This window comes from Streptosporangium sp. NPDC000509, assembly GCF_042898365.1.
GTDB lineage: Bacteria > Actinomycetota > Actinomycetes > Streptosporangiales > Streptosporangiaceae > Streptosporangium.
Map to the genome: position 1 here is coordinate 93,229 of NZ_JBIAYX010000018.1, position 13,530 is coordinate 106,758.

Here is a 13,530-nt window from a genome sequence, read left to right on the forward strand (position 1 = left end):
TGGGTATGGTGGCAAAGTCGCTCCAAGTCCCGTCAGGGAGGCCCCACTTATGTCTGGTTCCGTCATCGTCGCCGGAGCTCGTACCCCCATCGGACGGCTGCTCGGTTCGCTGTCCGGCCTGTCGGCCGCCGAGCTCGGCGGCATCGCCATCAAGGCCGCGCTGGAGCGTTCCGGCGTCGCTCCCGACGCCGTGCAGTACGTGATCATGGGGCAGGTGCTCCAGGCGGGTGCCGGTCAGATCCCCTCCCGCCAGGCCGCCGTCAAGGCGGGCATCCCGATGACCGTGCCGTCCCTGACGATCAACAAGGTATGTCTCTCCGGCCTGGACGCCATCGCCCTGGCCGACCAGCTCATCCGCGCCGGCGAGTTCGACATCGTGGTCGCGGGCGGCATGGAGTCCATGTCGAACGCCCCGCACCTGCTGCCCGGCCTGCGCAGGGGCGTCAAGTACGGCTCCGCGGACATCGTCGACTCGATGGCCTACGACGGCCTCACCGACGCCTACGACCAGGTGGCCATGGGCGAGTCCACCGAGCGGCACAACGCGCGCCTCGGCCTGACCCGCGAGGAGCAGGACGAATACTCCGCGCGCTCCCACGGACTCGCCGCCGCCGCGATCAAGAACGGGACGCTCGACGACGAGATCGTGCCGGTGTCCATCCCGCAGCGCAAGGGCGAGCCGGTGGTCTTCTCCGCCGACGAGGGGGTGCGCGGCGACACCACCGTCGAGGTCCTGTCGCGGCTGCGGCCCGCGTTCACCAAGGACGGCACGATCACCGCCGGATCGGCCTCGCAGATCTCCGACGGTGCCTGCGCGGTGGTCGTGATGTCCAAGGCCAAGGCCGAGGAGCTCGGCCTCGACTGGCTGGCCGAGATCGGCGCGCACGGCAACGTCGCCGGACCCGACAACTCGCTCCAGTCCCAGCCGGCCAACGCGATCAGGCACGCTCTCGCGAAGCAGGGCCTGGAGGTCGGCGACCTCGACCTGCTGGAGATCAACGAGGCCTTCGCGCAGGTCGTCCTCCAGTCGGCGAGGGAGCTCGGCGTTCCCCTCGACAGGGTCAACGTCAACGGCGGCGGCATCGCCGTCGGCCACCCGATCGGCGCCTCCGGCGCCCGCATCGTCCTCACCCTCGCCCACGAGCTCAGGCGCAGGGGCGGCGGCCTCGGGGCGGCGGGCCTCTGCGGTGGCGGCGGGCAGGGCGACGCCCTGATCATCCGCGTACCCTCGGCATGATCGCGGAGGTCTCCGACCTGGTCGCGATGGCGCGCCAGGGAAGGCCGCGGGCCGTGGCCCGGCTGATCTCCATGGTCGAGAACGGCTCCCCGAGGTTGCGGGAGATCACCGAGCTGCTCTGCGCCGACCGGCCGCACCGGGCACGGATCATCGGGCTCACCGGCTCTCCCGGCGTCGGCAAGTCCACCTCGACCGGAATGCTGGTCCACGCGTTCCGCAAGCGGGGCATGCGGGTCGGCGTGCTCGCCGTCGACCCGTCCTCACCGTTCACCGGCGGGGCGCTGCTGGGCGACCGGGTCAGGATGCAGGACCACGCCACCGACCCGGACGTGTTCATCAGGTCGATGGCGAGCCGGGGCCACCTGGGAGGGCTGTCGTGGGCCACGCCTCAGGCGCTGCGTGTCCTGGAGGCGGCCGGTTGCGAGGTCGTCCTCGTCGAGACCGTCGGGGTCGGGCAGGCGGAGGTCGACATCGCCTCGCTCGCCGACACCACCGTCGTGTTGCTCGCCCCGGGGATGGGCGACGGCATCCAGGCGGCGAAGGCGGGCATCCTGGAGATCGCCGACGTGTTCGTGGTGAACAAGGCCGACCGCGAGGGCACCCAGGCCACCGTCCGCGAGCTCCGCAACATGATCGCCCTGGTCGAGCGGCCCTGGAGGCCGCCGATCGTACCGACCGTGGCCTCCAGAGGTGAGGGAGGCGAGGAGGTGGTCGACGCCCTCGGCGACCACCTGGCCTATCTGGAGGCGTCGGGGGAGCTCGTCCGGCGCCGTCACGCCAGGGCGAGGGACGAGATCGAGGCGATCGCCCTCACCACCCTGCGCTCCCGCTTCGCCCACCTGCACGGCGACCGGCGCCTCGACGCCCTCGCCACCCGCGTCCTGGACTCAGAACTCGACCCCTACACCGCGGCGGACGAGCTCCTGGCCGCCACGGGCTGAGCGAGACCCGCGCGCCTCGGGCACCGAACCGGTTACCGAGCCGCGCGGGACCGTGATCCGGACTTCGGATCCCGTGGTCCGAACCTCGTCCTTGGGACCCCGCGATCCGGCGGCCGTGGCACATGCCCGATCCGGGGGATCGAGATCACGGCTCCGGGGCTCAGGTCTCGTCGGCGAACTTGACGGTGACCTTCTCGAAGCCGAGGCCCTTCAGCAGGCCCTCAAGCATGATCTTGGTGTTCTGGTCGGCCCGGTTGCGCAGGTCGCTGGCCTGGGCGGCCTCGGCGATCTTCTTCTCGGCGAGCATGTAGAGCTCCCGCTGGTCGGCGGGGGAGGAGGACAGCAGATCCTCGACCCGGTCGAAGAGACCGCGCTGCTGGGCGTAGACGTACGAGCGCTTGTTGTCGATGTTCGGCTTCTCCAGCTGGGCGCGGGGCAGCTTCACCGTGACCTCGGTGCGGTCGGGGGAGACCGTGAGGGCGTTGCCGGCGATGCCGCCGAAGTCGACGTAGGCGTCGACACCGCCGGCGCCGACGAAGAGGGTCCTGCTGCCCTTGATCGCGTCGGGCAGGAAGGCCGCGTCCTTCTCCAGGTCCACCACGACCTGGAAGTTGCCGGTGGCGGCCTCGAAGCGGCTGAGGTTGTGGATGGACTCCAGCAGCACGGGCTGGCTGCGGTCGATCGTCTCCTCACCGAACGGGTTCAGCCACGACCAGGCGAGGCGTGCGCCGACGACGAGAAGGATCACGACGACGAGCAGCCCGGCGAGAAAACGCCAGAAACGCCCGCGGCGCGCCGTAGGGGGCGCCGCGGGCGGAGCTTCTTGGGAGGCTTTCACGGCGCTTTCCTTCCCCGCACGGTGACCTTCTCACGCGGAGCCTATGCCGATCTTCCTACCCCCGGGGAGAGGGCGGCGCGCCCCGTTCCGCGAAGGGGGCGCGCCAGGGGCCGGTCGGGGTGATCACTCCGGGGGCGGGGGGAACGCCGGGTGCCTGGTGGACGGTGCCCGGCCGCGGTTCGGGGCCGGTCGAGGCGCCCCCCGCGCCCTGCCCGCTCTGCCCTGTCTGGGAGGTCTGTCCGGCCTGGCCGCCGAAGTGAGTGCTTTGTAGCCGGCAGTCGGTGAAGTCGGCGTAGTGGAGGCGGAGCCAGTCGCGCCGCTGGACGTCCGTGAGGCCGGAGAACCAGGCCGCGGCGTACCGGTGCTCGGGGAGCGGCCCGCCGGGAAGCGGCTCGCCACGCAGCCACGCGGTCACGATGTCGCGGTAACCCGACGCGGGACCGGAGCCGCACCGGGCGGCCAGGCCGTCGACGAACTCGTCGGCGGCCTTCTCCGCGAAACCGGCCGCCAGGTCGTCGACATGGATCGCGATCACGCCCGCGGAGGCGGGAGGGCTGTCGCGCCTGGGATGCTGTTCCACCCGGGAGAACTCCCCGGGCGTCCCCGCCAGCCGAGACGCGATCTTGATGAACTCCGAGCCCAGCTCGGGGAGGCCGGCGCGCATGCCCGGGTGCACACACACCATGATCGGCCATTCCTGGCAGCTGTAGACGACCTGCTGGGCGGAGACCGGCTGCGGCTCGGTGAACAGCCTGGCCATGCCGGTCCCGGCGGCGAGCACCGCGATCAGCGCCGCGGCCAGCACCAGGGCCTGGCGCGTCACGACCGCCGCCCAGCCGAGCAGCAGCGCCGAGCTGATCCCCACCAGCCAGAGCGTCTGATCGGTGAACGCCGCCGCGTTCAACCCCTGGAACGGGTCGTACGGCTCCCGCGTGGCGGGGGCGAGCCGGTCACCCCAGGCCGGCCCCTGGCACAGCCAGGTGAACAGGCTGTAGCAGCCGAGCCCGGCGAGGGCCGGTGTGATCGTCCAGGGCATCAGCCAGCCGATCACCCAGCCGATGACGACGTACAGCGCGAGCCCGGCCGCCCCCATCACCAGACCGCTGGGCAGCAGCCGCCCGGCCTGCTCTGTGATCATGGTTCTGACCGCGAGGACCAGGACGGTGGCGGTGAACGCGCCTCCCGCCACCACCAGGATCGCGAGTGGTGCCCGTACCGCCTGCCACGGGCTCATCGCCCCCCCACGCGTCCCGCGCCGTCTGCGCACCGCCACCCAGGCGGCGAACGCGGCCGCCACCGGGCCGGTGAGCCGGAGTGAGCCGATCACCGCGACGACGATGTTCTCCCACGCGCTGACCCCGGGAACCAGGACGCTCCACGCCGCGACCACCCCGAGCACGAGCAGGACGGCGACGGCCATCAACCCGCTCTGCTGGAGTTCCTCGCGTGAAACGCCCCCCTGCTCACGCACCGGTGGGCGTGGTGAGAGCCCACGCCGCGTCGGTGCGGTCAAGGTCTGTCCGGCGTCCGAACGCCGTTGAGTTGTCGTTCATGAAGCACCCCCCGTGCCGTGAATGTGCGGATGCCGGTCCCCTCGGCACCGGTCCGGCTCGCGTCCCCCGCAGGCCGGACTGAGTCATCGTGGCCACTTGGCCACGGCCTCACCATTCGATGTGGGAACCATAACGGAGCGTGACGTTTGGCGTCCGGGTTCTTGGTGAAGCCATCAGCGCGGTGACTCTACGTATACGGGCGAATCGGGATGAGGCCGCGCTACCGTAGCCCTGTGGTTACAGGTCAGCTGAATCTCCCGTTTGACCCCATCGAACGTGCCGCGGAGACGTGGCGCGTTCACTTCGGGCCCTCCTCGGCCATGGCCGCCGTCACATCGATCATGAGAGCGCACCAGATCCTGCTGTCGCAACTGGACACGCTGCTCAAACCGCATGACTTGACCTTCGCCCGGTACGAGGCGCTGGTGCTGCTCACCTTCAGCAGGACGGGGGCGCTGCCGCTCTCCAAGATCGGTGAGCGTCTGATGGTCCACCCCACGAGTGTGACCAACACCGTGAGCCGTCTGGAACGTGCCGGTCTGGTGCGGCGCCTGCCCAATCCCCGTGACGGCCGGGGCGTGCTCGCCGAGATCACCGGTGAGGGCCGCGAGACCGTCGGACGGGCGACGGCCGACCTGATGGCGGCCGACTTCGCCATGCCGATGTACGACGAGGCGAAGCTGGAGCAGATGTTCGACCTGTTCAGGACCCTCCGCGTGGCGGCCGGCGACTTTCAGTACTAATGCAGTGCTGTTGGCGACGCTAACGCGTCGCGGTGAGGCCGCTCTTACCCGGCTCCTTCCCTCGTCGAGGAAGATCGCTCGTTCCTCACGACCTCCCTCTCCTCAGTCCAGTCGCCGGCGCGGCCTCACGGGTAGTCCCGCAATTGGGGACGCTGGGGCGTTGCGGTGGACGGTTCTTGTCCGGCTCCATTCCTCTCCTCGGTCCAGTCGCCGGCGCGGCCTCACGGGTAGTCCCGCAATTGGCGATGCTGCGTGTCTCCGGTGGCGGTTCCCGGCGGCGGGTGGTCGCACGCCTGGCCAAGAATTACTAGGACGTCCTAGTATCTGGATGAGGCCACAAGCCGGATAAGAAGCCACATGCCATACAAGGGAGTCGGCCATGGACGCTGAGCGAGTCGAGGCGGGGCGGGCGCGCTGGCAGGCGCGCTTCGACGGGGCGCGCAAGCGCGAGGCGGAGTTCCGCACCCTCTCCGGGATCGACGTGGACCCGGTCTACGGCCCCGAGGGCGGCGATCCGCGCATGGAGCGCATCGGCTGGCCGGGGGAGTATCCGTTCACGCGCGGCCTGCACCCCACCGGTTACCGGGGCAAGGCGTGGACCATCCGGCAGTTCGCCGGATTCGGCAACGCCAAGCAGACCAACGAGCGCTACAAGATGATCCTCGGCGCGGGAGGTGGCGGGCTGAGCGTCGCCTTCGACATGCCGACGCTGATGGGCCGCGACTCCGACGACCCGCGCTCGCTCGGCGAGGTCGGCCACTGCGGTGTGGCGATCGACTCCGCGCTGGACATGGACCTGCTCTTCGACGGCATCCCGCTCGGCGAGACCACCACCTCGATGACGATCAGTGGCCCCGCCGTCCCGATCTTCTGCATGTACGTCGTCGCGGCCGAGCGGCAGGGGGTGCCCGTCGGGAAGCTCAACGGGACCCTGCAGACCGACATCTTCAAGGAGTACATCGCCCAGAAGGAGTGGCTGTTCGCCCCCGAGCCGCACCTGCGGCTCATCGGCGACCTGATGGAGTTCTGCGCCGCCGAGATCCCCGCGTACAAGCCGCTCAGCGTCTCCGGCTACCACATCCGCGAGGCGGGGTCCACGGCCGCGCAGGAGCTGGCCTTCACGCTGGCCGACGGGTTCGGCTACGTGGAGCTGGGCCTGTCGCGCGGTTTGGACGTCGACGTCTTCGCCCCCGGTCTGTCCTTCTTCTTCGACGCCCACATCGACTTCTTCGAGGAGATCGCCAAGTTCAGGGCCGCCCGGCGGATCTGGGCGCGGTGGCTGCGCGACGTCTACGGCGCGAAGACCGACAAGGCCCAGTGGCTGCGCTTCCACACCCAGACGGCCGGGGTGTCGCTGACCGCGCAGCAGCCGTACAACAACGTGGTGCGCACCGCGGTCGAGGCGCTCGCGGCGGTGCTCGGCGGCACCAACTCGCTGCACACCAACGCGCTTGACGAGGTCCTCGCGCTGCCCTCGGAGAAGGCGGCCGAGATCGCGCTGCGCACCCAGCAGGTGCTCATGGAGGAGACCGAGATCGTCAACGTCGCCGATCCGCTCGGCGGGTCCTGGTACGTGGAGGCGCTGACCGACCGGCTGGAGGCCGAGGCCGAGGCGATCTTCACGAGGATCAGGGACATGGGCTCGGACGGCACGATGACCTCGGGCATCCTGCGTGGCATCGAGGACGGCTGGTTCATGTCCGAGATCGCCGAGGCGGCCTTCGACTACCAGCGGAAGCTGGAGAAGGGCGAGAAGAGGATCGTCGGGGTGAACTGTCACACCGCCTCCATCGACGAGCCGCTGGAAATCCTCCGGGTCAGCCACGAGGTCGAGCGCGAGCAGAACCGCGTCCTGGCCGAGCGCCGAGCCACCCGTGACCAGGCGGCCGTGGACGCCGCCCTCGCCGCGATGACACAGGTCGCGAAGGGGGAGGGCAACATGATCCCCGCCATGCTCGACGCGGTCAGGGCCGAGGCGACGCTGGGCGAGATCTGCGACGCACTGCGCGACGAATGGGGCGTATACACCGAACCTGCCCGCTTCTAGCGGTGGCGCGTCGGGGCACCGGCCGGGATGCGGCAGGATTGGAGTCATGAGCCCAGCGGACTTCACTCGACCCGGATCGCTCTACGGCGCCGTCGATCTCGGCGCTCGCAAGCAGGCACTTGAGGCACAGGCGCGGCGGGAGACCGCCGCGCAGGAAACCGGCGGTGTTCCGGCGCCGGTCATCGACGTCGACGACGCCAACTTCGCGACCGAGGTCGTCGAACGCTCCATGAACGGCCTCGTGCTGCTGGAGCTCACCGTCACCCGTGCCGAGCAGGCCAAGCAGTACAGCGGGCTGCTGGAGAAACTGGCCGCGGAGAACGCCGGCCGGTGGGTCCTGGCCAGGGTCGACGTCGAGCTCAGCCCTCAGATCGCGCAGGCGCTCCGGGTGCAGAACGTGCCCGCCCTGTACGCCATCTTCCAGGGGCAGCCGGTGGCCGTCGTCCCGGGCATCGCCACCGAGCCGCAGCTGCGCGACTGGCTGTCGCAGCTGATGGAGGCGCTTGCCCAGTATCTCCCGCCCCCCGGTGAGGAGGCCGCGGCAGGCGAGGAGCCGCAGCCGCAGGAGCCCCCGGTCGACCCGGACGTGCTCGCCGCCGAGCAGGCGATCGACGCCGGCGACCTCGACGGCGCGGTGGCCGCGTACGAGCGGCTGCTGGCCCGCTCGCCGAACAACCAGGACGCCAAACTGGGCCTGGCCGGGCTCGGCCTGATCCGCCGCACCCAGGACGTCGACCCCGCCGATGTGCAGCGCCGGCTGGCCGACCCCGCCGACGTCGAGGCCCAGCTCCTCGCCGCCGACTTCGAGATGCTCTCCGGCGAGGTGGACAAGGCCTTCGACCGGCTCGTCGACGTGGTGCGCCGCACCTCGGGCGCCGACCGCGACATGGCCAGGGTGCACCTGCTCGGGCTGTTCGACACGCTTCCCGGGGACGATCCGTCCATCGGCAGGGCCCGCAGAAACCTGGCCAGCGCCCTGTTCTGAGCGATCGACGGCCCTCGGAGCCCGGCTCACGTCTCCTCGGCGGGGGCCGGGCGGCGTGAAGTATGTCGTGACCGCATCTATATGTGCAGGTCGGCCGACACAGGCGCGCTCACCCACGACGGGATGGCACGATGGAAGGCATCCCAACCAAAGTCAGTCGCAAAGGAGCGGATTGGCTGTGGCCACCGTGCCGAGTGTGTCGTACTCCATCACCGTGCGTCTCGAGGTGCCCGCGGGCGGCAACGCCGTCAGCCAGCTCACCCACGCCGTAGAGTCCGCCGGAGGTGTGGTCACCGCGCTTGACGTGACCACGGCCGGACATGAAACGCTGCGCATCGACGTCACCTGTGCCGCGCGTGACACCGACCACGCGCAGGCGATCGTCGACAAGCTGGAGGGCGTCGAGGGCGTCGTCATCCACAAGGTCTCGGACCGGACCTTCCTCATGCATCTCGGCGGCAAGATCGAGATGCGGTCGAAGGTGCCGCTGCGCAACCGTGACGAGCTCTCCATGGCCTACACGCCCGGCGTCGCCCGGGTCTCCATGGCGATCGCCCGCAACCCCGAGGACGCCCGCCGCCTCACCATCAAGCGCAACACCGTCGCCGTCGTCACCGACGGCTCGGCGGTGCTCGGCCTGGGCAACATCGGCCCGGCCGCCGCGCTCCCCGTGATGGAGGGCAAGGCCGCGCTGTTCAAGCGGTTCGCCGACATCGACGCCTGGCCGATCTGCCTGGAGACCCAGGACGTCGACGAGATCGTGCGCACGGTGCAGATCATCGCCCCCGGCTTCGGCGGCATCAACCTTGAGGACATCTCGGCCCCGCGCTGCTTCGAGGTCGAGCGGCGGCTGCGCGACCTGCTGGACATCCCGGTCTTCCACGACGACCAGCACGGCACCGCGATCTGCGTGCTGGCCGCGCTCACCAACGCGCTGCGCGTGGTCGGCAAGGACCTGGGCGAGGTCCGTATCGCCCTGGCGGGGGCGGGCGCGGCCGGTACGGCGGTGCTGCGCCTGCTGCTCGCGGCGGGCGCCCGCAACGTGGTCGTCTGCGACTACCTGGGCGCCGTGCACCGCGGCCGCCAGGACCTGGACGACTCGCTCCAGTGGATCGCCGACCACACCAACACCGAGGGCTACTCCGGTGACCTGCGCGGCGCGGTCAAGGGGGCCGACGTGTTCATCGGCGTGTCCGCGCCCGGCATCCTCAACGGCGACGACATCGCCTCGATGGCCAAGGACGCGGTGGTCTTCGCGCTCGCCAACCCCGAGCCGGAGATCTCGCCCGACGACGCCCGCGAGTACGCGGCCGTGGTCGCCACCGGCCGCTCCGACTATCCGAACCAGATCAACAACGTGCTCGCCTTCCCCGGCGTCTTCCGCGGTCTGCTCGACGCCCAGGCCACCGTGGTCAGCCAGGAGATGCTGCTGGCCGCGGCCAAGGCGCTCGCCGCCGTGGTGACCCCCGAGGAGCTCGGTCCCAACTACATCATCCCCAGCGTCTTCCACCCGGACGTGTCGGGCGCCGTCGCGGCGGCCGTGCGCGAGTCGGCCGGTGGCCGGGCACGTACGGGTATGACGGAGGCGTGACCGCGCGGTCCACGGGCACGGCGGGGGCGGAAGAGGAGGGCCTTCAGGCCTCCTCTTCCGCCCCCGCCGCCCTTCTCGTCTCGCGCGGTGCCCTCACATGCGCGTCACGTGACACTGAGCGGGGTCCGAACCATCGGAACAGCGGGTGGAGCAGCGCGAAAGGGGGTTCACCCCTCATTATGGAGGCATGGCGGAGGCGATCTACGTCGGTGGGCTTCTGGTGGCGACCCCGCAGCTGGAGGATCCCAACTTCCGGCGCAGCGTGGTCCTGGTGCTGGAACACGATCTCGACGGCGGCACCCTGGGCGTAGTGCTCAACAGACCGAGCGACATCTCGGTGACCCAGGTGCTCCCCACCTGGGACACCATGGTCACCGGCCCGTCCGTGCTGTTCCAGGGCGGTCCCGTCCAGACGGACAGCGCCCTCGCGCTGGCCGCCGTCCCGAGCGGGCAGGAACCGCTCGGCTGGCGGCGGTTGCACGCGGGCACCGCGGCCGTCTCCAGGCTCGGCACCGTCGACCTCGACGCGCCGCCGGAGATCCTCGCCGGGGAGATCGCCCAGATGCGCATCTTCGCCGGGTACGCCGGATGGTCGGCGGGGCAGCTGGAGAGCGAGATCGGCGAGGGCGCCTGGTACGTCGTGGACTCCGAGCCCGGCGACACCTTCCACCACGAGCCCGAGTCGCTGTGGCGGGCGGTGCTGCGCCGTCAGAGGGGCGAACTCGCCTACGTGGCCACCTGCCCCGACGACCCCTCGATGAACTAGCCCTCCGCTCCGCACCCGCCGGGTCCGGACGATCATCGGGATCACCGCCCGGGCGGCCGATCCCGGGATGTCGCTCCGGCGCCGATGGGTCGTGTTTCGCGCCCGACCGACCGCCGGTGCCCCGGGCGCGGCGGTACGGGCATAAAATCGCGAGGGTGAGTACGAAGATTCTCCCTGAGAGCGACGTCCGCCCGGACCTGTCGCACGGCGACGGCGACCACGAGCGCTTCGCCCACTACGTCGAGAAGAACAAGATCATGGAGAGCGCGCTGAGCGGGGCCCCGGTCCGCGCGCTCTGCGGGAAGGTCTGGGTGCCGAACCGCGACCCCCAGAAGTTCCCGGTCTGCCCGGAGTGCAAGGAGATCTACTCGGGACTTCCGAAGGGCGAAGACGGCAACAACGAGTGAGTGTTGCTCATGGGTGATCGCCACAGATGAGGTTACGGTCGGGATGCCGCCGGAGAGCGGCGAACGTCCAGCGCCTGGGATCTGTCGGGGGAGTCCATGTTTCGGCGTGCGATCGCCGTTGTTTCCGCATGCCTGTTCACGGTGGGAGCCTCATCTCCCGTTCCCGTCGTTCCCGGCCGGGGAAGCGCCGCCTCCGGGCCACCGGGGTGTCCCCCCGATCCCTCCGGGTGGGCCGCCCGCTCCGTGGTGCCGCGACACGCGCCCGCGCCGTCCCCCGCGCCCGCAGGCGGGCGGCGTGGGGCGAACCCGCTCAGGCCCGCGCTCCCCATCACCGTGCCCACCTGGGTGCACGTCCTCACCGACGGCAGGCTCGGCGCGCCCGACGCCGCCGTCCGCGCCCAGATCACCACGCTCAACGCCGCCTACTCCGGGCAGCTCGGTGGCGCGGACACCGGGATCCGGTTCAGGCTGGACGGCGTCACCCGTACCGTCAGCGCGACCTGGTTCCGTGAGCCCGTCACCCACGAGCGGATGATCAAGCGGATGCGCAGGGGCGGCCCCGAGACCCTCAACCTCTATCTCGCCCAGCTCGGTGAGCTGGTGCTCGGCTACTCCACCTATCCCCACGGGTACGCCAAGGAGCCGGCCCTCGACGGGGTGGTCGTCGACTGGCGGAGCCTGCCCGGCGGGGCGATGCGCAGCTTCGACCGGGGATACACCGGCGTCCACGAGATCGGGCACTGGCTCGGGCTGCTGCACACCTTCGAGAAGGGCTGCGAGCCGCCCGGCGACGGCGTGGCCGACACCGAGCCCGAGGGGCAGCCCACCGAGGGCTGCCCGCTGCTCAAGGACACCTGCAAGGGCGGCGGACCCGACCCGATCCACAACTTCATGGACTACTCCGACGACCGCTGCATGTCCGGGTTCACCGTGGGCCAGGCCGTCAGGATGCAGGAGATGTGGGCCGTCTACCGAGGCCGGGGGGCGAACACTACCCTTGACAGGTGACAGCACCGAAGACAGTCGACGCTCCATACGAATCCCCCCGGATCTTCGGTCCCGAATACCGGACCGCCTCCCTGGGCATTCTGCTCGTCGTCACGCTGATCGCCTTCGAGGGCATGTCCGTGAGCACGGTCATGCCCGCCGTCTCCGTGGACCTCGACGCCCTCGACCTGTACGGGGTGAGCTTCTCGGCCTTCCTCATCGCCGGTCTGCTCGCCAACGTCGTCGCCGGGCTCTGGTCCGACCGGCGGGGGCACGCCTGGCCGTTCCTGCTCGGGGTGGGGCTGTTCACCGCCGGTATGGTCATGGCCGGAGCCGCCGCGTCCAAGGAACTGTTCATCGTCGCGCGGGCCGTACAGGGCCTCGGTGGCGGCGCCGTCATCGTCGCGATCTACGTGATGATCGCGCGGGTCTACGTTCCGGCGACCAGGCCCCGGATATTCGCCGCGCTCTCGGCGGCCTGGGTGCTTCCCGCCCTGATCGGGCCGGGTCTCACCGGGATCATCGCCGAGACCGCGGGATGGAGGTGGGTCTTCTACGGCATCGTGCCGCTGGTCGTCCCCGCCCTCGTGATGCTCCTGCCCGCCCTGCGCGTCGGCGGTCCGATGCCCGAGCCCTCCTCAGGACCCCGCTCCAGGCCGCTGGCGATGACCCTGGCCGCCACTGCCACCGCGTGCGGCGGCGGGACCCTGCTGTACGGGGTGGGCCGTCTCCACGAGGCCCCGATACCGGGAGGGATCGCCACCGCCGCGGGGCTCGCCCTCCTCGCTTCGGGCCTGCCGAGACTGCTGCCTCCCCGTGCCCTCAGGTTCGGCCGCGGCCTGCCCACCACGGTCATGATGCGCGGCGTGCTCGCCTCGGCGTTCTTCGGGGTCAACGCCTTCATCCCGCTGCTCCTCACCGAGGTGCACGGCTTCTCCGTCGCCGGGGCGGGGGTCGCGCTCACCCTCGGCGCCATAGGCTGGACCAGCGGCTCCTACCTGCAGACCCGCCGCTCGTACGACAGGCCGCTGCTGGTGCGGATCGGCGCCGTCGCGATCACCGTGGGCATCCTGACGACCCTGCTCGCGCTCGTGCCCGGGGTCAGCGGCTGGGTCACCGTGCCCGCCTGGGTCATCGCGGGATTCGGCATGGGCATCGGCGTGACCAGCGTCAACGTCACCGCGATGCGTCAGTCGCCCGACGCCGAGCAGGGCGCCAACTCCGCCGCCCTCCAGGTCGTCGACACCCTGGGCAGCGCGATCACCATCGGCTTCGGCGGAGTCCTGGTCAACCTGATCGGCCACGACGACATCGCCACCGGCTACACCACGATTGTCGCCCTGATGGCCTCCATCGGCCTCTTCGGGGTCGTCGTCGCCCGGCGTATGAGGGACATCTCATGACTCATTGGTCACTCTCGTAACAGCGATCACCC

General features: G+C 70.5%; 12 protein-coding genes. 10 read left to right on the forward strand and 2 right to left on the reverse strand.

All coding sequences use genetic code 11. The annotated features are described in order from the left end of the window. Nucleotides 1-49: 49 nt before the first annotated feature. Nucleotides 50-1,237: an acetyl-CoA C-acetyltransferase gene (locus ACFY3D_RS30170; protein ID WP_389985498.1), complete on the forward strand. Its 1,188-nt coding sequence runs from the start codon at nucleotides 50-52 to the stop codon at nucleotides 1,235-1,237. Further along, nucleotides 1,234-2,178: a methylmalonyl Co-A mutase-associated GTPase MeaB gene (gene meaB / locus ACFY3D_RS30175; protein ID WP_389985501.1), complete on the forward strand. Its 945-nt coding sequence runs from the start codon at nucleotides 1,234-1,236 to the stop codon at nucleotides 2,176-2,178. Before ACFY3D_RS30170 ends, meaB begins: the two co-directional genes overlap by 4 nt. 160 nt (nucleotides 2,179-2,338) lie before the next feature. On the opposite strand, the gene ACFY3D_RS30180 is transcribed toward meaB, so the two are convergent. Together ACFY3D_RS30180 and ACFY3D_RS30185 are read right to left on the reverse strand one after the other, a co-directional pair. Beyond that, entirely contained in the window at nucleotides 2,339-3,016 is a 678-nt protein-coding gene (locus ACFY3D_RS30180; RefSeq protein WP_350948594.1) for a DUF4230 domain-containing protein, read from the reverse strand. Nucleotides 3,017-3,071: 55 nt separating this feature from the next. After that, complete coding sequence (locus tag ACFY3D_RS30185; protein ID WP_389985504.1) at nucleotides 3,072-4,487, reverse strand: hypothetical protein; 1,416 nt, start codon at nucleotides 4,485-4,487, stop codon at nucleotides 3,072-3,074. Nucleotides 4,488-4,778: 291 nt separating this feature from the next. Here ACFY3D_RS30185 and ACFY3D_RS30190 point away from each other — a divergent pair, with 291 nt between their 5' ends. From ACFY3D_RS30190 to ACFY3D_RS30225, 8 genes are all read left to right on the forward strand, one after another. Beyond that, nucleotides 4,779-5,312 carry a MarR family transcriptional regulator gene (locus ACFY3D_RS30190; RefSeq protein WP_350948596.1) on the forward strand — a complete coding sequence of 178 codons (534 nt, stop codon included), beginning with the start codon at nucleotides 4,779-4,781 and terminating at the stop codon, nucleotides 5,310-5,312. A 379-nt stretch (nucleotides 5,313-5,691) separates the two neighbouring features. Next, the gene (locus ACFY3D_RS30195; RefSeq protein WP_350948597.1) at nucleotides 5,692-7,359 is read left to right on the forward strand and encodes a methylmalonyl-CoA mutase family protein; all 1,668 of its coding nucleotides are present in this window, start codon (nucleotides 5,692-5,694) and stop codon (nucleotides 7,357-7,359) included. Nucleotides 7,360-7,405: 46 nt separating this feature from the next. Further along, nucleotides 7,406-8,344 carry a tetratricopeptide repeat protein gene (locus ACFY3D_RS30200; protein WP_389985507.1) on the forward strand — a complete coding sequence of 313 codons (939 nt, stop codon included), beginning with the start codon at nucleotides 7,406-7,408 and terminating at the stop codon, nucleotides 8,342-8,344. A 178-nt stretch (nucleotides 8,345-8,522) separates the two neighbouring features. After that, on the forward strand, nucleotides 8,523-9,935 hold the full coding sequence (locus ACFY3D_RS30205) for an NAD-dependent malic enzyme (protein WP_389985750.1): 1,413 nt from the start codon (nucleotides 8,523-8,525) through the stop codon (nucleotides 9,933-9,935). A gap of 187 nt (nucleotides 9,936-10,122) precedes the next feature. Then, nucleotides 10,123-10,701 (forward strand): YqgE/AlgH family protein, encoded by a 579-nt coding sequence (locus ACFY3D_RS30210; RefSeq protein ID WP_329091052.1) that lies wholly within the window; start codon nucleotides 10,123-10,125, stop codon nucleotides 10,699-10,701. Between the two features lie 155 nt (nucleotides 10,702-10,856). Then, complete coding sequence (locus ACFY3D_RS30215; protein WP_362504743.1) at nucleotides 10,857-11,108, forward strand: DUF3039 domain-containing protein; 252 nt, start codon at nucleotides 10,857-10,859, stop codon at nucleotides 11,106-11,108. Nucleotides 11,109-11,351: 243 nt separating this feature from the next. Continuing rightward, nucleotides 11,352-12,116, forward strand: a complete 765-nt coding sequence (locus ACFY3D_RS30220; RefSeq protein WP_389985510.1) for a zinc metalloprotease — start codon at nucleotides 11,352-11,354, stop codon at nucleotides 12,114-12,116. Then, a complete protein-coding gene (locus ACFY3D_RS30225) occupies nucleotides 12,113-13,498 on the forward strand; it encodes an MFS transporter (RefSeq protein ID WP_389985513.1) in 1,386 nt (461 codons plus the stop codon). Before ACFY3D_RS30220 ends, ACFY3D_RS30225 begins: the two co-directional genes overlap by 4 nt. The last annotated feature ends 32 nt before the right edge of the window (nucleotides 13,499-13,530 follow it).